The organism is Shinella sp. GW821-FHT11G07, from assembly GCF_058808115.1.
In genome coordinates, this window is record NZ_JBXARJ010000006.1 from 67469 (window position 1) to 88027 (window position 20559).

At 64.5% G+C, this 20559-nt stretch carries 17 protein-coding genes; 9 read left to right on the forward strand and 8 right to left on the reverse strand.

Annotated elements, in window-relative coordinates; all coding sequences use genetic code 11:
• Positions 1–122 precede the first annotated feature (122 nt).
• Positions 123–467, forward strand: a complete 345-nt coding sequence (locus AC1RT2_RS13310) for a DUF2934 domain-containing protein (protein ID WP_493102495.1) — start codon at positions 123–125, stop codon at positions 465–467.
• Between the two features lie 17 nt (positions 468–484).
• On the opposite strand, the gene AC1RT2_RS13315 is transcribed toward AC1RT2_RS13310, so the two are convergent.
• The 3 genes from AC1RT2_RS13315 to AC1RT2_RS13325 all read right to left on the reverse strand — a co-directional run bounded on the left by AC1RT2_RS13315 (position 485) and on the right by AC1RT2_RS13325 (position 2721).
• Entirely contained in the window at positions 485–1846 is a 1362-nt protein-coding gene (locus tag AC1RT2_RS13315) for an MATE family efflux transporter (protein WP_493102497.1), read from the reverse strand.
• A 117-nt stretch (positions 1847–1963) separates the two neighbouring features.
• Entirely contained in the window at positions 1964–2452 is a 489-nt protein-coding gene (locus AC1RT2_RS13320) for a CAP domain-containing protein (RefSeq protein ID WP_493102499.1), read from the reverse strand.
• A gap of 2 nt (positions 2453–2454) precedes the next feature.
• Positions 2455–2721 carry a DUF6460 domain-containing protein gene (locus tag AC1RT2_RS13325; RefSeq protein WP_069060097.1) on the reverse strand — a complete coding sequence of 89 codons (267 nt, stop codon included), beginning with the start codon at positions 2719–2721 and terminating at the stop codon, positions 2455–2457.
• A gap of 154 nt (positions 2722–2875) precedes the next feature.
• On the opposite strand from AC1RT2_RS13325, the gene AC1RT2_RS13330 reads away from it, so the two are divergent.
• From AC1RT2_RS13330 to pdeM, 4 genes are read left to right on the forward strand one after another with little or no spacing between them, the layout of a single operon-like run.
• Positions 2876–3817, forward strand: coding sequence for a class I SAM-dependent methyltransferase (locus AC1RT2_RS13330; RefSeq protein WP_493102502.1), 942 nt, complete (start codon positions 2876–2878; stop codon positions 3815–3817).
• A 53-nt stretch (positions 3818–3870) separates the two neighbouring features.
• The gene (locus AC1RT2_RS13335) at positions 3871–4506 is read left to right on the forward strand and encodes a YitT family protein (RefSeq protein WP_493102504.1); all 636 of its coding nucleotides are present in this window, start codon (positions 3871–3873) and stop codon (positions 4504–4506) included.
• 55 nt (positions 4507–4561) lie between these two features.
• A complete protein-coding gene (locus AC1RT2_RS13340) occupies positions 4562–7087 on the forward strand; it encodes a ligase-associated DNA damage response DEXH box helicase (RefSeq protein WP_493102506.1) in 2526 nt (841 codons plus the stop codon).
• Positions 7088–7100: 13 nt separating this feature from the next.
• Positions 7101–7826: a ligase-associated DNA damage response endonuclease PdeM gene (gene pdeM / locus AC1RT2_RS13345; RefSeq protein WP_493102508.1), complete on the forward strand. Its 726-nt coding sequence runs from the start codon at positions 7101–7103 to the stop codon at positions 7824–7826.
• A gap of 13 nt (positions 7827–7839) precedes the next feature.
• On the opposite strand, the gene AC1RT2_RS13350 is transcribed toward pdeM, so the two are convergent.
• Together AC1RT2_RS13350 and AC1RT2_RS13355 are read right to left on the reverse strand one after the other, a co-directional pair.
• Positions 7840–9063, reverse strand: a complete 1224-nt coding sequence (locus AC1RT2_RS13350; protein WP_493102510.1) for a PQQ-dependent sugar dehydrogenase — start codon at positions 9061–9063, stop codon at positions 7840–7842.
• Between the two features lie 117 nt (positions 9064–9180).
• Complete coding sequence (locus AC1RT2_RS13355) at positions 9181–9741, reverse strand: dihydrofolate reductase family protein (protein ID WP_493102512.1); 561 nt, start codon at positions 9739–9741, stop codon at positions 9181–9183.
• A 106-nt stretch (positions 9742–9847) separates the two neighbouring features.
• Between AC1RT2_RS13355 and AC1RT2_RS13360 the strand changes: the two genes are divergently transcribed.
• Both AC1RT2_RS13360 and AC1RT2_RS13365 read left to right on the forward strand, forming a co-directional pair.
• Complete coding sequence (locus AC1RT2_RS13360; protein ID WP_493102514.1) at positions 9848–10357, forward strand: winged helix-turn-helix transcriptional regulator; 510 nt, start codon at positions 9848–9850, stop codon at positions 10355–10357.
• Between the two features lie 76 nt (positions 10358–10433).
• Complete coding sequence (locus tag AC1RT2_RS13365; protein WP_444800985.1) at positions 10434–10874, forward strand: universal stress protein; 441 nt, start codon at positions 10434–10436, stop codon at positions 10872–10874.
• Positions 10875–10876: 2 nt separating this feature from the next.
• Here the strand turns inward: AC1RT2_RS13365 and AC1RT2_RS13370 are convergent, their stop codons facing one another.
• The 3 genes from AC1RT2_RS13370 to AC1RT2_RS13380 all read right to left on the reverse strand — a co-directional run bounded on the left by AC1RT2_RS13370 (position 10877) and on the right by AC1RT2_RS13380 (position 16945).
• Positions 10877–11671 carry a TIGR02186 family protein gene (locus AC1RT2_RS13370; RefSeq protein WP_069060106.1) on the reverse strand — a complete coding sequence of 265 codons (795 nt, stop codon included), beginning with the start codon at positions 11669–11671 and terminating at the stop codon, positions 10877–10879.
• Positions 11668–12594: a sulfite exporter TauE/SafE family protein gene (locus AC1RT2_RS13375; RefSeq protein WP_069060107.1), complete on the reverse strand. Its 927-nt coding sequence runs from the start codon at positions 12592–12594 to the stop codon at positions 11668–11670. Before AC1RT2_RS13375 ends, AC1RT2_RS13370 begins: the two co-directional genes overlap by 4 nt.
• A gap of 457 nt (positions 12595–13051) precedes the next feature.
• Positions 13052–16945, reverse strand: a complete 3894-nt coding sequence (locus tag AC1RT2_RS13380) for a peptidoglycan-binding protein (protein ID WP_493102520.1) — start codon at positions 16943–16945, stop codon at positions 13052–13054.
• 510 nt (positions 16946–17455) lie between these two features.
• Between AC1RT2_RS13380 and AC1RT2_RS13385 the strand changes: the two genes are divergently transcribed.
• Entirely contained in the window at positions 17456–19252 is a 1797-nt protein-coding gene (locus AC1RT2_RS13385) for an acyl-CoA dehydrogenase C-terminal domain-containing protein (protein ID WP_493102522.1), read from the forward strand.
• A gap of 98 nt (positions 19253–19350) precedes the next feature.
• Positions 19351–20559: an acetyl-CoA C-acetyltransferase gene (locus AC1RT2_RS13390; protein WP_493102524.1), complete on the forward strand. Its 1209-nt coding sequence runs from the start codon at positions 19351–19353 to the stop codon at positions 20557–20559.

Below are 20559 nucleotides of genomic sequence, written 5' to 3' on the forward strand. Positions count from 1 at the left end.
CAAAGGTCCCCCTCCGGGTTACCTCCCTGCGGGTGGAGTGTTCGGCAAAAGCCGATTCGCATCGACGGTAGCCTGCACCGATCCCGCCGAAACGGCCAAAAAGGCCGGGAAGGGACGATACGATGGATGATCACGACGAACGGATCCGGCAAAAAGCCCATGACATCTGGGAGGAAGAAGGCCGTCCAGAGGGCCGGGAATATTCGCATTGGCTGCGCGCCCGTGCGGAAATTCAAGAAGAGGACAGCAAGGTCAGCGGTCTTGTCCAGCGCCGGGACCAACCTTCGGGCGCGGCCATCGAGCGGACCAGCAAGGCTGATATCGCCCTCAATGCGCTTCCGCCAGGCACCGTGCCGGAAAATCCGACGGCGGAAAATCCCGACCGCATCGTCCGGCTGAAGCCGAAACAGGTGAAAAAGCCGCTGGATGCCCGGGACATCGACGCCCAGCTTGACGAGCCGTTCTGAATGGCAGGGGTCGGAGCCTAGCTCCGGCCCACCCCGGAAAACTGCCGCGCCGTCAGCACCGGCAGGCGCAGCGCAAGAAAAATCCCCCGAAACGCCAGGAACAGATTGAGCGCCAGCCAGAGCCCGTGATTGCCGAAGAGCGGCACGAAGACTGCAAGCGCGATCAGATAGCCGGCAAAGGCTGCGAGCATCATGTTGCGCATCGCCGACGACCAGGTCGCGCCGATGAACACGCCGTCCATCTGGAAGGCAAGTGCCCCGGTGATCGCCGTCAGCGCCGCCCAGGGCAGGTATTTTGCCGCCTCCGCCCTGACACTTTCCGTCGTCGTCAACAGGCCAATCACATCCGTACCGAAGGCGAGGAAGAGCGCCGTCGTGATCGCGCCGAGCCCGAACGACCAGAGCATGGTGAGCTTCACCGCGCGGTCAAAAGCCGGCCGGAAATTCGCGCCGAAGGCCCGGCCGACCAGCTGTTCGGCCGCATTGGCGATGCCGTCGAGATAGTAGCCGGCGACGAGAAAAATGTTCATCAGCACCGCATTGGCGGCAAGCACCAGCGGCCCCATCGACGAGCCGATGCGCGTCATGATGGCGAAGGCGCCGATCAGCACGAAGGTACGGATCATGATATCCCGGTTGAGCGAGAACAACGCCCGCAGCCGTTCGCGCGCGAAAATTTCGGCCCGCGCGGGACGATGGGCCCGGTCGAAGCGCGACACGACGATGAGGAGCCCCGCCAGCATGCCGATCGTTTCGCCGGCAAAGGTGCCCCAGGCGATGCCGTCAATGCCCCAGCCGAGCCCGAGGCCAAGGGTGATCGACAGCACGATGTTGATGCCGTTGATGATCGCCTGCAACATCAGCCCCGTCATGCCCTGCCCGCGGCCCAGCACGAAACCGAGCAGCGCATAGTTGGCGAGTGCCATGGGAGCGGCCAGAACGCGGATCGTGAAATAGGTGGACGTAACCTCCGCGACACCCGGCGACGGCGCCATCAGGAAGAGCCCCGCGGACAACAGCAGCGGGGAGAGCAGCGCGATGGCAAGCCCGCAACAGAGCGCGATGATCAGCGAGCGCCAGTAGACCGCCTGTTCCTCGCGCCGGTCGCCGCGGCCGAAGGCCTGCGCCACGAGGCCGGTGGTGGAGGCGCGCAGAAAATTGAAACTGCCGAGCAGAAGATCGAAGATCACCGCGCCGATGGCCATGCCGGCAAGCGCATCCGCCGAGCCGAGCCGACCGGCAACCGCCGTGTCGGTCAGCCCGATCAGCGGCGTCGTCAGAAAACCGAGCGTCATGGGAATGGCGATCGCCAGCACCAGCCGGTGTGTCACCTCGAAAGGGCCGGCGCCCTCGTTTTCGCCTGCTGCCGTCGCGCTCATGCCCTGCCCTCTACTTGGCACTGCTGCGCGGGATCGATTTCAAGCTCGGCAATCCGGACGATCTGCTGATCTCGATTTCGGTCCACGCGCCGCTCCAATTGCTACGAACATGGAAACTCAGCCCGAAAGCACCATCGCCCAGTAAGGCCGGTTGCCGGACGAGGGATTGGACACCACCGCGACGCCGAGGCCCTGAAAGCTTTTCCCCAACATGTTTTCCAGATGTTTTGGCGAACGATACCAGGCATCGAAGGCTTCTGTCGCACTATCCTGCCCCGCGGCGATGTTCTCCGCTGCCGGCAGCGCCACCTCCATGCCCCTCATGCGCTTGGCGAAATTGGCGCCGAAGCCGATATTGTGTTCCATCTTGCCGGCAGAGGCCATGCGGCTTGCCTGGTCCATCGCCGCACGCTGCGCCGCCTTGTCGATAGCGAGCGCCGGCAGGCCGCGGTCGGCCCTGAGCTTGTTGACGAGGGCAAGCGAGGTCGGCGTCTGGTCGCTGCCGGTGCCGGCGGACGGGCTCAGCACGCTGGTGGTGGAGCAGCCAGCGGCAAGCGCTGCGACGGCCGCGGCGGAGGCGGTGAGAAGAGAACGGCGGGACAGCATGATCAGCGGCGATAGCTCACGAGGCGGATGAGGATGAAGACCGGTATGACGATGACGGCACCGAGCAGCAGGTAATCACCGAGGCGCCCGAGCGTCTTGAAGCCGGTGTTCCACAGGTCGAGGAAGAAATCGCGCACGGCAAACAGAATATCGTCCGGGTAAAGCCCGAAGATCGACATCAGGAAGCCCACCGCCACCGACAGGATCAGGAGCTTGATGAGCACGCGCAGGGGGCTGTCGCCAAGAAACCCGTTTACGCCATTCGACATCCGCTGATTCTCCAAAAATTCGTGTCCTTCAGATAAGCGCTCAACCCTTGCGCCGCAAGCAACGGTCGCCGGTCCGAGAATTCGCTTGCCTTTTGCCGCGGCCCTGCCATGTAGCGTCGCAGTTCCCCGTTTCCGAGCCCCCCGACAAGCACCGATGACGAGCCCGCATTTCTCCTCCGGCGATCTCATCGCCGACCGTCGCGCCGACTATGCCCGCATGTTTGCGGAATCGGGCGAGTTCGCGGAGGCGTACGAGGTCATGGAACAGGCGCTCGAACAGGTACCGACCTGGGCCGCCGGCTGGTTCCGGCTCGCCGAATATGCCGAGAAATCGGGCCGCAAGGAGGCGGCGACCGCCGCACTCGAAAAAGTCGTGGCCCTCGACCCGACCGATATTTTCGGCGCCGGCCTGAAACTTGCCGTGCTGGGCGCCGCAGAAGCCCCCGCTACGCCCCCGAGCTCCTATGTCGAACGCCTCTTCGACGACTATGCCAACCGTTTCGACACGGCTCTCGTCGAGCGGCTGGACTACACCGTACCGCAGACGCTCGCTCGCCTCGTGCGCCAGCATGTCGGCGAAGATGCACGGTTCGGCCTCGTTTCGGATATCGGCTGCGGCACCGGCCTGTTCGGCGTGGAAATCCGTGCCCATGCCGGCCGCCTCGAAGGTTTCGACCTGTCCGCAGGCATGCTGGCGAAAGCAGGGGAAAAGGCGGTCTACGATCATCTGGCGCAGGCCGACCTGTCGCTGCCGGCGCAAACAAGCGGCCTCTTTGCCGCGGCAGGGGAAGCCCGCGCCGACCTCGTCAGCGCCGCCGACGTGCTGATGTATCTCGGCGATCTGGCAGAGGTTTTCCCGAGCGCTGCCCGGCTTGTCAAACCCGGCGGCCTCTTCGCCTTTTCGGTCGAGGATGGCGACGAGGGCGATGCGCCCCTGCTGCGCCCGTCGCTGCGCTATGCCCATCCGGAAGCCTTCATCCGCCGACGGATGGTGGAAAACGGCTTCGACCTCGTCGCGCTGGAAAAGAGCGTGATCCGGCGGGATGCCGGCCAGCCGGTGCATGGCCTGCTCTTCCTCGCACGGCGGCAGGGATAAGCTTGCACGGGCGGCGGCCCCCTATACAACACAAAGATCATCGGAGATCAGGCATGGACGTTGACAAGCGGCGTTACGGCTTCTGGAACCCCACCCCGACCCGCCATACCCCGCTGGAAGATGCGCAGGGCCTGTTTGCGAGCAGCATGATCGCCGCACTCGGCCTCGCCTTGATGAGCAGCGCCGGGCTGGTGGCAAGCGGCACGGCCGGCGTCGCCTTCATCCTGCACTATCTCACCGGCTACAGCTTCGGCCTCTTCTACACCGTCGTGAACATCCCCTTCTACGTGCTGGCGCTGAAGCGCCTCGGCTGGGCCTTTACGATCAAGACGATCATCGCCGTCTCACTCACCTCCGTCATCACCGAGTTGCAACCGCATTTCGTGCGCATCGAGAGCATCGACCCAATGTGGACGGCGGTGCTCGCCGGCATCCTGCTCGGCTTCGGCCTGCTCGGCCTCTACCGCCACCGCGCCAGCCTTGGCGGCGTCGGGGTGCTCGCGGTCTACCTGCAGGAGCGCTTCGGCATCCGCGCCGGCCTCGTGCAGCTTGGCTTCGATCTTTTCGTGCTGGCCGCCGCCTTCCTGGTCGCCCCGCCGTTCATCGTGCTCTGCTCGGTCGTCGGCGCCGTGGTGCTGAACCTCTTCCTCACCGTAAACCACCGCGCCGACCGCTACATCGCCATGTGAGCCTATTTTTACCGAAGCCGCTTCACATTCGGTTGGCCGTCACTAGCTTAGGCGCGTGAACACATTCGATTCTGCCGCCGGCCTTGCTCTTTTGCCAAAACCCTTCACCGAATGGTTTTCGGCCAAGGGCTGGCAGCCGCGTGCGCATCAGCTGGAGCTGCTCGCGCGGGCGGCGGGTGGCGAAAGCCTTCTTCTCATCGCTCCGACCGGCGCGGGCAAGACGCTGGCGGGTTTCCTCCCTGCCCTGACCGATCTCACGCGCCGCGGAAAAATCCCGCCAGGCAGTCCCTTCACCGGCATTCACACGCTCTACATCTCGCCTTTGAAGGCGCTTGCCGTCGATATCGAGCGCAACCTGATGAAGCCCGTTTCCGAGATGGGCCTGCCGATCTCGGTCGAGACCCGCACCGGCGACACGCCGCAGGCCAAGCGCCAGCGCCAGCGGCTCAGCCCGCCGGACATCTTGCTGACGACACCGGAACAGGTGGCGCTGCTGATCGCCAACGGCGAGGCGGAGCGGTTCTTTAAGGACCTGAAATACGTCATCTTCGATGAGCTGCATTCGCTCGTCACCTCCAAGCGCGGTCATCTGCTGTCGCTCGGCCTTGCCCGGCTGCGCCGTCTTGCACCGGGGCTGCGCACCATCGGGCTTTCCGCGACGGTCGCCGAGCCGATGGACCTTCGCCGCTGGCTGGTCGCGCAGCAACCGGACGGGGAAACCCATGCCGGCCTCGTCACCGCGCCCTCTGGCGCGAAGCCGATCATCACCATCCTCAAGAGCGAGGATCGCGTGCCGTGGTCCGGCCATTCGGCGAAGTACGCCATGCCGGAGGTCTACGAGGCGATCAAGGGGCACAAGACGTCGCTGCTCTTCGTCAACACGCGCAGCCAGGCGGAAATTCTCTTCCAGGCGCTTTGGAGTATCAACGAGGACACGCTGCCGATCGCGCTGCACCACGGCTCGCTGGATGTCGGCCAGCGCCGGAGGGTGGAGGCCGCCATGGCGGAAAATAAGCTGCGCGCCGTCGTCGCCACCTCGACGCTCGACCTCGGCATTGACTGGGGCGACGTCGATCTCGTCATCCATGTCGGCGCGCCGAAGGGTGCCTCGCGGTTGGCGCAGCGCATCGGCCGCGCCAACCACCGCATGGACGAGCCGAGCCGCGCGATCCTGGTTCCCGCCAACCGTTTCGAGGTGATGGAGTGCCAGGCGGCCCTCGACGCCAACTATCTCGGCGCGCAGGATACGCCGCCGGTCGGCCAGGGCACGCTCGACGTGCTCGCCCAGCACGTGCTCGGCATGGCCTGCGCCGCGCCCTTCGACGAAGACGCGCTGTTTGCCGAAATCACCTCCGCCTCGCCCTATGCCGATCTGCCCCGCGAAAAATTCGGCCGGATCGTGCAGTTCGTCGCGACCGGCGGCTATGCGCTGAAGACCTACGAGCGCTATGCCCGCATCCGCAAGACGGTGGACGGGCTCTGGCGCGTTTCCAATCCGGGCGTTGCCCAGCAATACCGCCTGAACCTCGGCACGATCGTCGAAATGCCGATGCTGAACGTGCGCATGGTCAAACGCAGCGCGCGCGGTGCCGTCGGCCGTGGCGGCGCCTCGCTCGGCAAGGTAGAAGAGTATTTTCTCGAAATGCTGGCGCCCGGCGACACGTTCCTGTTTTCCGGCAAGGTGCTGCGTTTCGAGGGTATTCGCGAGAACGAATGTCTCGTTTCCCAGGCCTTCTCGCTCGACCCGAAGGTGCCGGCCTATGCCGGCGGAAAGTTCCCGCTCTCCACCTACCTCGCCGATCAGGTGCGCAGCATGCTGGACGACCCGCAGCGCTGGGGCGCACTGCCCGAGCAGGTGCGCGACTGGCTTGCCCTGCAACGGGATGTTTCAGCCCTGCCGAAGCGCGACGAACTGCTCATCGAAACCTTCCCGCGCGGCAGCCGCCACTACATGGTCGCCTATCCTTTCGAGGGACGGCTGGCGCACCAAACGCTCGGCATGCTTTTGACCCGCCGGCTGGAGCGCGCCGGCCGCCGACCGCTTGGTTTCGTCGCGACCGACTATTCGCTCGCCATCTGGGCGCTCGACGATCTCGGCTACACATTCGCCGTCGAACGCCCGTCGCTCGAAAACCTCTTCGATGAGGACATGCTGGGCGACGACCTGGAGGCCTGGCTCGACGAAAGTTTCATGCTCAAGCGCACCTTCCGCAATTGCGCCGTGATTGCCGGCTTGATCGAGCAACGCCACCCCGGCAAGGAAAAGACCGGGCGGCAGGTCACCGTTTCCGCCGACCTGATCTACGACGTGCTGCGCAGCCATGAGCCGGACCATATCCTGCTTGAAGCTACACGCAGCGATGCAGCGGCGGGGCTTTTGGATATTCAGCGATTGGGCGATATGCTGATGCGAATCAAGGGCCACATCACGCACCGGCGGCTCGACCGCATTTCACCGCTCGCCGTGCCGATCATGCTGGAAATCGGCAAGGAACCGGTGGCGGGCGAGGCGCAGGATTCGCTGCTGGCAGAAGCAGCCGAAGACCTGATCGCCGAGGCGATGGGCGAGACACAGGTTTAGGAACAGGACGCGCATGCAGAGGTTGGCTCTGGCATCGATGGACATGCAGGATTTCGGCGCCGTCTCGGCGCGCACCGCCGTCGCGGGCGTGGAAGCCGTATGCGATCCGCTCGGCGCGCTCTACCTGCCGGAAACCCGGCTGCTGGTCGTCTCCGATCTGCACCTGGAAAAGGGCGCCGCCTTCGCGCGCCGCGGCATGATGCTGCCGCCCTACGATACGCTCGCCACGCTGACGGTTCTCGAAGCCGTCATCGCCCGGCACGATCCGGCAATCGTCGTCAGCCTCGGTGATAATTTCCATGACCGTGTCGGCTCCGCCCATCTTCCGGAGATTTTCCGCAGCAAGATCACGGACCTTGCACGCGGGCGCGACTGGATCTGGATCAACGGCAACCATGACCCGGATGGCACGGTGGACCTGCCCGGCCAATCCGCCGACGAACTGCACTATGCCGGCCTCGCTTTCCGCCACGAGCCGTCGCTGATTTCCCCCGCGGGCGAGATCGCCGGGCACCTGCATCCGGCCGCCACCGTCGTCCGCCGCGAGAAGGCGGTGCGCCGCCCCTGCTTTGCAACCGATGGGAAGCGGATGCTGATGCCTGCCTTCGGTCTCATGACCGGCGGCCTCGATCTACGCCACAAGGCGATGATCGGCCTCTTCGACCGACCAAACCTTATCGCCCACATGCTCGGCCGCGACCGCATCTATTCGGTGCGCTTCGCCAACCTGCGCGGTTGATTGCTTCCCGGCGCTAACTTGCCTTCACCAGCCTGAGGATCGTCGATTCCCCGCCACCTCGCCCTTCCGTCACCGCAAAGACGGTGCCGTCCGGCGCGACCTTCACGTCGCGGATGCGGGCGTCGAGCGGCACGCGTTCCTCGCGGGCCACCTTGTCGCCCTCCATGTGCAAGACGACGAGGCCCTGGCTGACGAGGCCGCCGATCAGGAAGGCGCCCTTCCATTCCGGAATGGCGTCGCCGTTATAGAAGGCCATGCCGGAGGGGCCGATTACCGGGTCCCAGTAATAGGCCGGCTGTTCCGTGCCCTGCAGCGTGGTGATGCCCTCGCCGACCGGGCTGCCGCTATATTCGATGCCATAGGTCACCTTCGGCCAGCCGTAGTTCTTACCGGCCTCCGGGCGGTTCAACTCGTCGCCACCCTTCGGCCCGTGCTCGACGGTCCACAGGCGGCCCTGGCCATCCAGCGTGGCGGCTTGCAGGTTACGGTGACCATAGCTCCAGATTTCCGGCAACGCGCCGTCCTGCTTGGCAAAGGGATTGTCGGAAAGCGCCTTGCCCTCCGCGTCGATACGGAAAACCTTGCCGAAGCCGCTGCCGAGATCCTGTGCGCCGACACGCGTCTCGCGGTCCGAGCGTTCGCCGACGGTCACGTAGAGCTGACCTTCCGGGCCGAAAACCAGCCGCGAGCCAAAGTGCTTGTCGCCGTCATAGGTCGGCATCTGCTGGAAGATCACCTTCACGTCCTGGAGTGCCAGCTTGCCATCCTCTTCGGTCAGCCGCGCTGAGGCGACCGAGGTGCCGTTGCCGCCCTCGCGCGGTTCGGAGAAGGAGACGTAGATGCGGTTGGAGCTTTCGAAATCGGGGGCCAGTGCCACGTCGAGCAGGCCGCCCTGCCCTTCGGACATGACCGCTGGAACGCCCTCGATCGGTGGGCTTGCCTCGCCGTTTTCCTGTGAGACGACATGCATGGCGCCATCCTTCGTCGTCACAAGGATGCGGCCGTCGGGCAGGAACTCCATGGCCCAGAGATGTGGCAGGCCTTCCGCCACGACATCGAAGCTGATCTCAGGCACCGCATCGGGAAGAGCCGCGCGGGTCTGGTTTTCGAAGGCCGGCTTCTGGTCAGGCGCGTTGGCATTTTCGGTTTCGGCCGTCTTTGCCGTCTGGGCGAAAGTCGGAGCAGCCAGAAGTGTGGCGGCGAGCATGGTTCCAGCGAGAAGTGCGTTCGTGCGCATGGTGGCTTCCCTTGTTCGATCGCAAACGAGACGACGGGCCGCGTCCGCAACCCACCCTAGCGCCGCAAGGGGTCAACACCGTGGTTTGTTTCAACACATCTCTTCAAGAAATGTTTATCAGACCGCAGCCGGCGCATAGCGCGCGAGAATTGCACCGTTCGAAAGCGGCTTGGCCTCGACCAGATCGAAATCGCGCCGCGCGCCTTCCTTGAAGAAGGGCGTGCCCTTGCCGAGCTGCACCGGCACGATCGCCAGCATCACCTCGTCGACGAGACTGGCCTTCAGGAGCGAATCCGTCAGGTCGGCGCTGCCGAAGACGTAGATCGTCTTGTCGAGCGCCTGCTTGCGCCTCGTGATCTCGCCGACAATGTCGGCCGTCATTTCGGTGTTGTTCCAGTCGGACGATGTGATCGTGCGCGAGGCAACAAGTTTCGGCAGGGCATTCATGTAGGCCTTCACCTCGCCCTCGCCCTCGTCCTCCGCCGTCGTCCAGTAGGCCTTCATGCCCTCATAGGTGACACGGCCGAAGACGAGCAGGCCGGCGGAAGCGCCGAAGTCGCTGCTGAGCTTTTCCAGCTCCGGTCCCCAGGCTCGGTTGTGAAAGTCGAGGTCCCATTTCTTCTCGCCCTCGAAGAAGCCGTCGAGCGTCACGAGGTTCCAGACGATTACCTTTGCCATCTCTATTTCCTCCGTGGTGGTGCCGCTTTTCTAACCAGTTGCGATTTGCAACTGGTTGATAGATAGCAAAACCGATTGTACTCTGCAAGCGGTTTTGGAGATCCTGATGAAAGACACCCACCGTTCCGGCTGCCCGATCAACCTGACGCTTGAAATTCTTGGCGACCGCTGGAGCCTGATCATTCTGCGCGACATGATGTTCGGCAACCGCCGCCATTTTCGCGAACTGCTGACGAAATCGGAAGAAGGCATTGCTTCGAACATCCTTGCGGACCGACTTCGCCGTCTTCTCGACGAAGGCCTGATCAGCAAGGCGGACGATCCGAGCCACAAGCAGAAGGCGCTCTACAGCCTCACCGAAATGGGCATCGCGCTGGTGCCGGTCTTCGCCATGATGGGCGCCTGGGGCCGGCGCTTCCTGCCGGTGACGGAGGACCTGTCGATCCGCGCGGAGCTGCTGGAGGATGGCGGCCCGGAGATGTGGGACGCCTTCATGGAGGAGCTGCGTGCCATCCATATGGGCAGCCCGCCGCCGGTCCGCTCGGTCTTCGGAGAATTGCAGGCCGCCTACGCGGCGACCGTCGCGCGCGGCGTCAAATCGACGGCGCCGGCTTGACGGATGCTCGCGTGTTGATTTCCATCAAGGCCACAACCGGTTCGCGCCCTAGATTGGGCAAAAAGGAGATCGCGTCATGTACAAGCATATTCTCGTTCCGACGGACGGTTCGGAACTGTCCTCGGCCGCCGTCGAGCAGGCGCTTCAACTTGCCAAGGCGCTTGGTGCGAAAGTGTCGGTCATGACGGTGGCCGAGCCGCTGCACATCCTGCCGATTACGCCCGACAAGGTGATCAACGTGCGGGCGGAATACGAGGAACAGGTGCGCCAGGAGGGCCTGCGCATTCTTGGCTCGGCGGAAGACAGGGCCGTCACGGCGGGCGTTTCGGCGGCGACGGTGCAGGTGACGGCGGGCGATGCCTGGCAGGCGATCATCGATACGGCCACGGAGCGCGGCTGCGACCTCATCGCCATGGCCTCGCACGGCCGGCGGGGCATCGGCGCCTTCCTGATGGGCAGCGTCACCACCAAGGTGCTCAGCCACTCGACCATCCCGGTGCTCGTCTACCGCTCCTGACCTCAATCCTTGCGGTAGACGACGCTGGCGAGCCAGCCTGTAAGAAGAGCGAGAAAGACGGAAAAGGCGCCATAGGCGAGCGAATTGTTGTAAGCGGCATTGGAGATCATCTGCTCGATGCCGGTCTTCATCACGCGCAGGGGCAGCGCCTTCTCGGCGATGAACACGCCATCACGGAAGAGATGCGCACGCACGACATGCGTACCGTTCGGCACGCTCGCCGGCAGCCGCACCGTCGCCTTGAACAGACTGGCGCTGATGAACTGCACGCCGCCCGGATCCTTCTGGTAGAACCCGCCGCTCTCCTTCAGCCGCCGGAACGCGTCGCGGAATTCGGTGAGGTTGCTGCCGTCGCCGAGATAGCCGACGGGCGACAGGCGGATATGCTGGATGCCGACACCGACGCCGTTCAGCATGGCAGGCTCGGCGATCGTCTCGACATCGCGCGTGCTCGACAGCGAATAGGATTCCGGCACCAGCTCGAAGGTCATCGAGCGGCGGTTGACCCAGATGCCGAAGATGCGCTCCTTCACACGCACCGTATTGTTGTCCTTCGGCCCTTCGAGCGCCACGACGATGTCGTACTTGCCTTGGGCCAGCAGGGCGGGATCATAGTTCTCGATCGCCCCGAAGATCGTCAGGTCGGCACCGCGGAAATCCGAGGAGATCGCGATCTCGTCCGTCGAAATGCCGATTTCGAGCTTTTCGGGAAACTCCACCGGCCTGTCTTCCAGCACCTGCGCGGCGGCGGGAAAGGCAAGACCAAGCGCCAGCAGGAGGGCTGCTATCGCTCTCATCGATAGACCCCCTCGCTGACGACGGAGTAGAGATCCCGCGGGGTGACGACGAGATCGACCGCCAGACGGGCGCCGACGGCAAGAACCAACAGCGCCAGCAGCGCGCGCAGCTGTTCGCCGCGCAGCCTCTGGCCGACCCGCACGCCATATTGCGCGCCGATCACGCCCGCCACCATCAGGATGAAGGCCAGGACGATGTCGACCGAATAGTTCGTCGTCGCCTGGACGATCGTCGTGTAGGCGGTGACGAAGATGATCTGGAACAGCGAGGTGCCGACGACGACGTTGGTCGGGATGCGCAGCAGATAGATCATCGCCGGCACCATGATGAAGCCGCCGCCGACACCCATGATGGAGGTGAGGATGCCGATGCCGAAGCCGAGGCCGATCACCGGAATGACGCTGAGATAGATCTTCGACTTCTTGAAGCGCATCTTCAGAGGCAGGCGGTGCACCCAGCTGTGCTGGCCGGGGCGGCGCAGCGAGACCGGCTGGTTGGTGGCCGCGCGGCGCAGCGCCCGGATGCTTTCGAGCAGCATCAGCGTGCCGACGGTGCCGAGCAGCACGACGTAGAGCAGCGAGATGACGAGGTCGAGCTGGCCGACGCTGCGCAAAGCCGCGAAGATCCATATGCCGACGGTCGCGCCCGCAAGACCGCCGGCAAGCAGCACCGTGCCGAGCTTGATGTCGAGCGTACCGCGCCGGAAATGCGAGAGCGCGCCGGATACCGACGAAGCGACGACCTGGTTGGCGCCGGTCGCAACCGCGACGATCGGGGGGATGTTGTAGAAGATCAGTAGCGGCGTGATCAGGAAGCCGCCGCCGACGCCGAACATGCCGGACAGAAAACCGACGGCCGCGCCCATGCCGAGAATAATGAAGATATTCACCGAGAGCTCTGCGATGGGCAGATAAACAGTCACAACGATACCCCGATCGGCAATTTTTCCCGCACGCGCGGGCTTATTCTCGCAGTCGCATTCACCTTCGTTACCTCCCGACGAGACACTCCATCGGCAAGCTGCGGATGCACGGAAGCGCCGCGCCGCGGGAAGGGAGCCCCCCTCCATCGGCCGGTCGCGCCTTGCATCGCGCAAGGATCGGTCCTGTCGGCGCAGCCAATGCGGCGTGCCGTTGCCGCCCTCTAGGATAAGACGTCTGACGGACGCGTATCATCTTGGAGCGACACATAATTTTTCTACTGCATAATTCCTGAAATCAGGGCCGATTTAAGGATAAGACGTGCAGCGCATACAAAATGCCACAGCGACCTTTGCGCATCATTAACGACGCGCGGTGCTGTGGTGAGCGTCATGCCCGTGAGGGTATGCTCAAGTCAACCGGAGAACCCGCTTGCGCGGGTTCCCGGCATGTGACCGATCAGCTCGGCTGCTTGTTGCGCTTCAGCAATTCCGTCACCAGCGCGTCGTCGATCTCGCCGGTTTCCTTCTGGCCGACCGACTTCTGGAAGGACTTGATCGCGGCAACCGTCTTCTTGCCCATTGCGCCATCCGGCGTGCCGGCATTGAAGCCATTGTTGTTGAGGATCGCCTGGATGTTGCGGATCGCCTTCTTCATATCGACGCTGGCGGTCTTCGTCGGCTTGCCGACCCATTCGTCCGGCAGGTCGGCGGAATTGGTCTTCTCGTCGAGCGGCTGCGGCTTCCAGAGTTCCATCTTCGCTTTGGCGCTCGTCAGCTGTTCCGGCCGCATGGCGTTCGCCACCTCGTCGCGCTTCTCGGCGGCATCCTTGTCGCCGTCACGGGCGGCGATGGCGAACCACTTGTAGGATTCTTCCAGATCCTGCTTCACGCCGTTGCCGCGCGCATAGAGGATGGCAAGGTTGAACTGGCTGTCGCGCACACCGAACTCGGATGCCTTCTGGAACCACTTTGCCGCGCCGTCGAAGTCGGGCTGCGCCGTGCCGATGCCGGTCGCGAGCAGAACCGCGAGGTTGTGCATGGCGCTCGCATTGCCCTTGTTGGCGGCGACTTCGTACAGTTCACGAGCGCGGGCAAGGTCGCGCTCGATGCCCTGGCCCTTTTCATAGAGGTTGGCAAGGCGGTATTCAGCCGGCGCAAAGCCGCGAGCGGCGGAAAGCTCGTACCAGCGGGCGGCTTCCGCGAGATCCGTGGCAACGCCACGGCCGTCCGTGTAGCGCGCGCCGATTTCGAACAGCGCCAGCGGGTCGCCCTCCGTCGCCGCCTTGGAGAGCGAGGCCGGGGTGATGACGTCGGGAACGACGATCGCCGCCGTCTGGGTCTGGTCGACCGGCGCGGTCTCCGTAGCAGCGCTGGTGTCCTTGGCGTCCGTAAGCGGCTCGGCTTCCGGCGTGGTGACCGGCTCGAAACCTGCGGTCGCATTGTCGTCGGTCGTGGCCGGAGCCGTCAGCGCGTCAGAGCCGGTCGCGGAGGTGTGCGTCGGCGGGGTCTCGATAACAGGGTCCGTGTCAGCGCTTTGCTCCATCTCGTTGCCAGCAAGGCCGCGCTCGTCGGCGCTCTCGACAGGTGCCGGATCGGTCACCGCCTCGTTGCCGACAACAGGTGCAGCGGCGGTGTTGGCCGTCACGGCTTCGCCCGAGCCCGTCGTGGTTTCGACCGGTGCAGCCTCGTTCGTGTTGATCGCGGTCTGCTCGACGACGACCGGTGCCTCGTCGCCCGTCACCAGCGTGCTGACCAGCGGATAGGACATGATCGCCAAAAGCACGGCGCCGACGGCAAGCAGGATCGGACGGCGGTGACGCGACAGGGCGGAGGCCGGCTTTTCGCCCTTTACCACCTTGTCGTCCTTCTTGGCCGGGGCAACGCGGGAGATCGCGTCGGTTTCCTCGGCGGCAACCTTTGCGGCACGGCGGGCGGCTGCGATCTGCTGGGCCGCCTTGTCGCCGTCGACGCCGGTTGCCGGGCGGTTGCCCGAAGCCTGGCCGGCACGCACGCGCTCCAGGATACGGCGGACGTCGGGCACGCCGGAGCCTGGCTCCAGCAGCTGGTTGGCTTCTTCAGGCGCCAGCTCGTCGGTGGGGTCGATCGACGGCGTCGGATCGATCTGGCGGCGCTCGGTCGGCGGCGTGGCGTCCTTGCGGCCCGGCACGAGACGGCGCTTCAGGCCGGCCAGCAGGCCGACCTTGGGCTGCACGTTTGCCGTCTCGTCACCGGTCGGCACAACAGCCTGTCCCGCGATTTCCTCGGCCGGTGCGGCGCGCTCGGGAACCGGGATGTTCTCGATCTCGATCTCGGCGTAGCGGCTTTCCTCGCGCGGCTCCTCGACTTCGGCCTGGCGGATCTCGCGCGTGCCGAAGCCGTCATCGTCAAAAGGGTAGTCGTTACCGTATAGGTTGGAGGCGCGCTCGTCGTCGCGGCCGAAATCCATGGCCGGCATTTCGGCGCGCGGCATTTCTGCACGGGGTTGGATGGCCTCTCGGCGGCCGAAGGTTTCGCGCGGCGCGTCGAGCTGTTCCAGGCGGCTGGCGATCTGCACCAGCGTGTCGTGCAGCGCATCGAACGTGCGGGCGGTGCGGTCCTCGCTCGACCGGGTCAGCTCTTCCAGAGCGCGCAGGTCGTCGGCAAGGCCGGCGATCGCGTCCATGTCGGTCGAAGCGGAGGCCGCGGGGCCGGCGTGACGGTAGGCTTCCATAACCGCTTCCGCGGCCTGGCGGGCGGCCTCGACGATATATTCGTCGTTGGTCGCCATATAGTCCTCGATCGTCGCAAGACGGTTCTCGACCTCGGCGGGCATGGCAGCAACCGTGGAAGACGGCGTGCTGATCAGCGTGGAGAGATGCGCGATCTGTGCTTCGAGGCCACGCAGCGCTTCATGATCGCCGACGGGGGCGACGCGGGTCGCATCCAGCCGGTCGGCGATTGCCGAGAGCCGGCCTTCGATATGCGAGAAGCGGTCTTCCTGGAACGGCGTGCCGACGGGCGTGTCGAGGCCATCGATGCGGCGGGCGAGTGCGTCCAGGCGCTCGGCCAGCAGGTCGTTGACGCTGCCCTGGTCGAGCGCATCGATCTTGCGGGAAATGTCGGAGAGATAGAAGGCGAGGTCTTCGTTCTCGCGAACCGGGGCAGCCTGCTGGCTCTGTTCCAGCATCAGCGAAAGCTGCTCGATGCGCTCTTCGAGACGCAGCGCCGCACGCTCGTTCGACAGCTCCTCAATACGGCCGGCGAGCGCATCCAGGCGCAGGCCAAGGCCCTGTTCCTGCACGGGCGCCGGGCGGTGCGCCATCACGTCGAGTTGGCTGGCGAGGTCGGCGATGCGGCTTTCGAGGCGTTGCATCATCGGGTTATCGGTAACCGACGACTGCTGCATGCGGCCTGCGGCGGCAATCGCGCGGCTGATCTCGTCGAGGCGCATATCCAGCCCCTCGAACTGCGTCGTGACGGCGGAGGCGAAACGGCCGTCGTCCGGCTTGGCCTGGCGCGCCAGCATGTCGATGGCGCGGGCGATGGTCTCCATCTTGCCTTCCAGCGCATGGATCGCCGGAGTGGCGCTGACCGCGCCGATCTGGTTCTTCAGCTCGTCGAGCCGATAGGCAAGCGCCACCAGTTCGTCGTCGCGGGTCTGGTCGAAAGCCGAGAGCTTCTTTTCGACGCCGGTCCAGCGATCCTCCATGCGGCGCACGGAATCCTCGCGGGCAAGCCCGTCGAGCACGGAGCGCAGTTCGTCGAATTCGACGCGTAGCCCTTCCGTCTGGCCCGACTGGCGGCCGAGCTGGTTGATGCCGGTGGAGAGCCTGAGCAGCTCCTCGCGCAGGTCGTCATTGTTGCCGCGGCCTTCTGCGCTCTGGCGAATACCGCGGATTTCCGAGCGCAGCGACTGCATCTCGCGCTCAAGGCCGTCGGCAATGTCCTTCTTCAGGTCCTGGCGCAGCGAAACGAGCGCCTTGGCGATGTCCTCGACAGAGCCTTCAGCGCGGGCGGGCGCGGCGGTCTGGTGGCCACCATAGGCGGCATGGGCCTGCTGGGCTGCGGCGTAGTGATCGCCGGAAACCGGGCGGCGCTCGACACGCTGGGCAACGCGCTCGCGGCCGCCTTCAATGGCGCGCTGGCGCTGCATGATTTCGGAGACCGGGTCTTCGCGTAGCGGAATGGTGCGCGAGGGTTCGTAACGCGCCGGTTCACCGCGCGGCGCAAGACGCTCCTCGCCCCGTCCGCGTGTGTCGCGGCCGTTTGCCATCAGTCCCTCGATGCGGGCCTCGAGCCCTTCGATCGTGCGATTGAGCGCATCCAGCGAGGATCTTTCGCCTGGGCGTTGCGGGTTTCGCGATCCGTTCATCTTTTGCCTCACTTTGGCGGCCGTCCGGCTGCCGGGAGATACCCTTGAAGGCACTGCCGCCCGGCTGCGCCCTTATTCCATTTTCAGCGGGAGGTTCGTCGCCGCCGTCAAACACCGCATGCGCAGTTGGAAACAGTATCGTCCCTGTCAAATCCGGACTTGCCGCCCGGGGTTCACAGAGGGAAACGAATGATTCCCGATCCCACGCCCTCAAGCGCCACAATTCATGAAACGTGGTAAACAAGGGGTTAACTATCCCGGAAATTTTTTAACGATTTACTCATAGAGTGCTCTTTGGAGGGGAAGACGGCCGGTTGCGGCACAGCAGCCGTCGTTGATGGGAGGTACATCCGGCGCGCTCGCGCCCGTCGCTCCCACCTCGCGTTTCGCGCTCCCGATGAAAAATTCGCCGCTCTTTGCGTTTTGACGTTTACGCAAACGTCAAAGTTTTATAGTATTCCTCGCCAAGGACCGGACTCATGTCCGTGGGATAGGTGAGGAACGCGAAAAATGCCGATCTACAAGGCCCCCGTGAATGACACGCTTTTCATCCTGAACGACGTTCTGGCGCTCGAGCGGTACAACAACCTGCCTGGCTTTGCCGACGCGACGGGAGACATGGTGGAGGCAATTGCCGGCGAGGCCGCGAAGGTCGCCGAGGAAGTGCTGTTCCCGGTCAATCTCTCGGGCGACCAGGAAGGCTGTGTGCGCAAGGACGACGCCACGGTGACGACGCCGAAGGGTTTCAAGGAGGCCTACGACCTCTACCGCCAGGGCGGCTGGATGGGTCTTGCCGTTCCGGAAGAATTCGGCGGCCAGGGCCTGCCCTATGTGCTGCACACCGCCGTCGGCGAATACATGTCGTCGGCCAACATGGCGCTCACCATGTATCCGGGCCTGACGCAGGGTGCCATCGCCGCGATCCTCGTGCACGGCTCCGACGAGCAGAAGGCCGCCTATCTGCCGAAGATGGTGGAAGGCACCTGGACCGGCACGATGAACCTGACGGAGCCCCATTGCGGCACCGACCTCGGCCTGCTCCGCACCAAGGCCGTGCCGCAGGGCGACGGTTCCTACAAGATTTCCGGCCAGAAGATCTTCATCTCCGCCGGCGACCACGACATGTCGGAAAACATCGTGCATCTCGTGCTTGCCCGCATCGAGGGTGCACCGGAGGGCACCAAGGGCATCTCCCTCTTCATCGTGCCAAAATTCATGCTCAAGGACGACGGCACGCCGGGCGACAAGAATGGCGTCTCCTGCGGCGCGATCGAACACAAGATGGGCATCCACGGTAACGCCACCTGCGTCATGAACTATGACGAGGCGACCGGCTTCCTCATCGGCGCGGAGAACAAGGGTCTCAACGCCATGTTCGTCATGATGAACGAGGCCCGCCTCGGCGTCGGCCTGCAGGGCCTGTCGATTGCCGAGGTCGCCTACCAGAACGCCGCGAGCTATGCCCGCGAGCGCCTGCAGGGCCGCTCGCTCTCCGGCGTGAAAAACCCCAACGGCAAGGCCGATCCGCTGATCGTGCACCCGGACATCCGCCGCACGCTGATGACCATCAAGGCCTGGACCGAGGGCGGCCGCGCCTTCACGCTGTGGACCGCGCTGAAATCCGACATCGCCCACCGCTCCGCCGACGAGACGGAACGCCAGGCCGCCGACGACATCCTCGGCCTGATGACCCCGATCCTCAAGGGCGTGCTCACCGACAAGGGCTTCGACCACGCCGTCATGGCCCAGCAGGTTTTTGGCGGCCACGGCTATATCGAAGAACACGGCATGAGCCAGTATGTGCGCGATGCGCGCATCGCCATGATCTACGAGGGCGCCAACGGCATCCAGGCGCTCGACCTCGTCGGCCGCAAGCTCGGCATGAACGGCGGGCGCGCCGTCATGACCCTCTTCAAGGAAATCGGCGATTTCTGCGAGGAGAACCGCAATGACGAAAAGCTCGCCACCTTCACCAAGAGCCTCAAGAAGGGCTTGAACGACCTGCAGGCCGGAACCATGTGGTTCATGCAGAACGCTATGGCCAAGCCCGACAATGCGGGCGCCGGCTCGACCGACTACATGCACCTCTTCGGCCTCGTCGTCGTCGGCTACATGTGGGCCAAGATCGCCAAGGCTGCCGAAGAAGGCCTTGCCAATGGTGCTGGCGAGCGCGAGGATTTCCTGAAGAACAAGCTGATCACGGCGAAGTTCTTCATGGAGCGCCTGATGCCGGAAACCACGCTGCGCAAGACCCGCATCGAGGCCGGCGCAGACACGACGATGGAACTGGCGGCAGAGGCATTCTGATGCTTCGCCCTCTCCCCCATTGCGGGGCGAGGGGCTAAAGTCGCAAGCCGCGAGCCACGAATTCTAAGGCGCTTCGCGCCGCTAGGGAGAAGAAATCAATGACCGAAGTCTTCATCTACGATCATGTGCGCACCCCGCGCGGGCGCGGCAAGAAGGACGGTTCGCTGCACGAAGTGCCGTCCGTCCGTCTCGCCGCCAAGGTTCTGGAAGCGGTGCGTGACCGCAACGGGCTCGATACGGCCAAGGTCGACGATATCGTGATGGGCTGCGTCGATCCCGTCATGGATGCGGGCTCCGTCATCCCCAAGGCTGCCGCCTTCGAGGCCGGCTATTCGACCAAGGCGCCGGGCATTCAGCTGTCGCGTTTCTGCGCCTCCGGCCTCGACGCCGTCAACCTTGGTGCGGCGAAGATCGCCCAGGGCGCTGATGATATCGTGATCGCCGGCGGTGTTGAAAGCATGTCCCGCGTCGGCCTCGGTATGTCGGGCGGCTCCTGGTTCATGGACCCCTCGGTCAACTTCCCGGCCTATTTCATGCCGCAGGGTGTCTCGGCCGACCTCATCGCCACAAAGTACGGTTTTTCCCGTGACGACGTCGACGCCTATGCCGTCGAGAGCCAGAAGCGGGCGGCGCACGCCTGGGAGAAAGGCTACTTCAAGAACGCCGTCGTGCCGGTGAAGGACATCAACGGCCTGACCATCCTTGCCCATGACGAGCACATGCGCCCTGGCACCGACATGCAGGCGCTCGCCTCGCTCACCCCCTCCTTCCAGATGCCCGGCGAGATGGGCGGCTTCGAAGCCGTCGCCATCCAGGCCCATCCCGAAATCGAAGGCATCAACTACGTCCACCATGCCGGCAACTCGTCCGGCATCGTGGATGGTGCCGCCGCCGTGCTGCTCGGCTCGAAGGAGGGTGGCAACATTCTCGGCAAGAAGGCCCGCGGCCGCATCAAGGCTTTCGCCAATATCGGCTCCGATCCGGCCCTCATGCTGACCGGCCCGGTCGACGTCACGGAAAAGCTGCTCGCCCGCGCTGGCATGACGCTTTCCGACATCGACCTCTTCGAACTCAACGAAGCCTTCGCCGCCGTGGTCCTGCGCTACATGCAGGCCTTCGACATCCCGCACGACAAGATCAACGTCAACGGCGGCGCCATCGCCATGGGCCATCCGCTCGGCGCCACGGGTGCGATGATCCTCGGCACGGTGCTCGACGAGCTGGAACGCCGCGACCTCAACACCGCCGTCGTCACGCTCTGCATCGGCGCCGGCATGGGCACCGCGACGATCATCGAACGGGTCTGA

Bases quoted from the DNA above. Each gene is read 5' to 3' on its own strand.
- AC1RT2_RS13310 (WP_493102495.1), top strand. From the start codon at position 123: ATGGATGATCACGACGAACGGATCCGGCAAAAAGCCCATGACATCTGG.
- AC1RT2_RS13315 (WP_493102497.1), bottom strand. From the start codon at position 1,846: ATGAGCGCGACGGCAGCAGGCGAAAACGAGGGCGCCGGCCCTTTCGAG.
- AC1RT2_RS13320 (WP_493102499.1), bottom strand. From the start codon at position 2,452: ATGCTGTCCCGCCGTTCTCTTCTCACCGCCTCCGCCGCGGCCGTCGCA.
- AC1RT2_RS13325 (WP_069060097.1), bottom strand. From the start codon at position 2,721: ATGTCGAATGGCGTAAACGGGTTTCTTGGCGACAGCCCCCTGCGCGTG.
- AC1RT2_RS13330 (WP_493102502.1), top strand. From the start codon at position 2,876: ATGACGAGCCCGCATTTCTCCTCCGGCGATCTCATCGCCGACCGTCGC.
- AC1RT2_RS13335 (WP_493102504.1), top strand. From the start codon at position 3,871: ATGGACGTTGACAAGCGGCGTTACGGCTTCTGGAACCCCACCCCGACC.
- pdeM (WP_493102508.1), top strand. From the start codon at position 7,101: ATGCAGAGGTTGGCTCTGGCATCGATGGACATGCAGGATTTCGGCGCC.
- AC1RT2_RS13350 (WP_493102510.1), bottom strand. From the start codon at position 9,063: ATGCGCACGAACGCACTTCTCGCTGGAACCATGCTCGCCGCCACACTT.
- AC1RT2_RS13355 (WP_493102512.1), bottom strand. From the start codon at position 9,741: ATGGCAAAGGTAATCGTCTGGAACCTCGTGACGCTCGACGGCTTCTTC.
- AC1RT2_RS13360 (WP_493102514.1), top strand. From the start codon at position 9,848: ATGAAAGACACCCACCGTTCCGGCTGCCCGATCAACCTGACGCTTGAA.
- AC1RT2_RS13365 (WP_444800985.1), top strand. From the start codon at position 10,434: ATGTACAAGCATATTCTCGTTCCGACGGACGGTTCGGAACTGTCCTCG.
- AC1RT2_RS13370 (WP_069060106.1), bottom strand. From the start codon at position 11,671: ATGAGAGCGATAGCAGCCCTCCTGCTGGCGCTTGGTCTTGCCTTTCCC.
- AC1RT2_RS13380 (WP_493102520.1), bottom strand. From the start codon at position 16,945: ATGAACGGATCGCGAAACCCGCAACGCCCAGGCGAAAGATCCTCGCTG.
- AC1RT2_RS13385 (WP_493102522.1), top strand. From the start codon at position 17,456: ATGCCGATCTACAAGGCCCCCGTGAATGACACGCTTTTCATCCTGAAC.
- AC1RT2_RS13390 (WP_493102524.1), top strand. From the start codon at position 19,351: ATGACCGAAGTCTTCATCTACGATCATGTGCGCACCCCGCGCGGGCGC.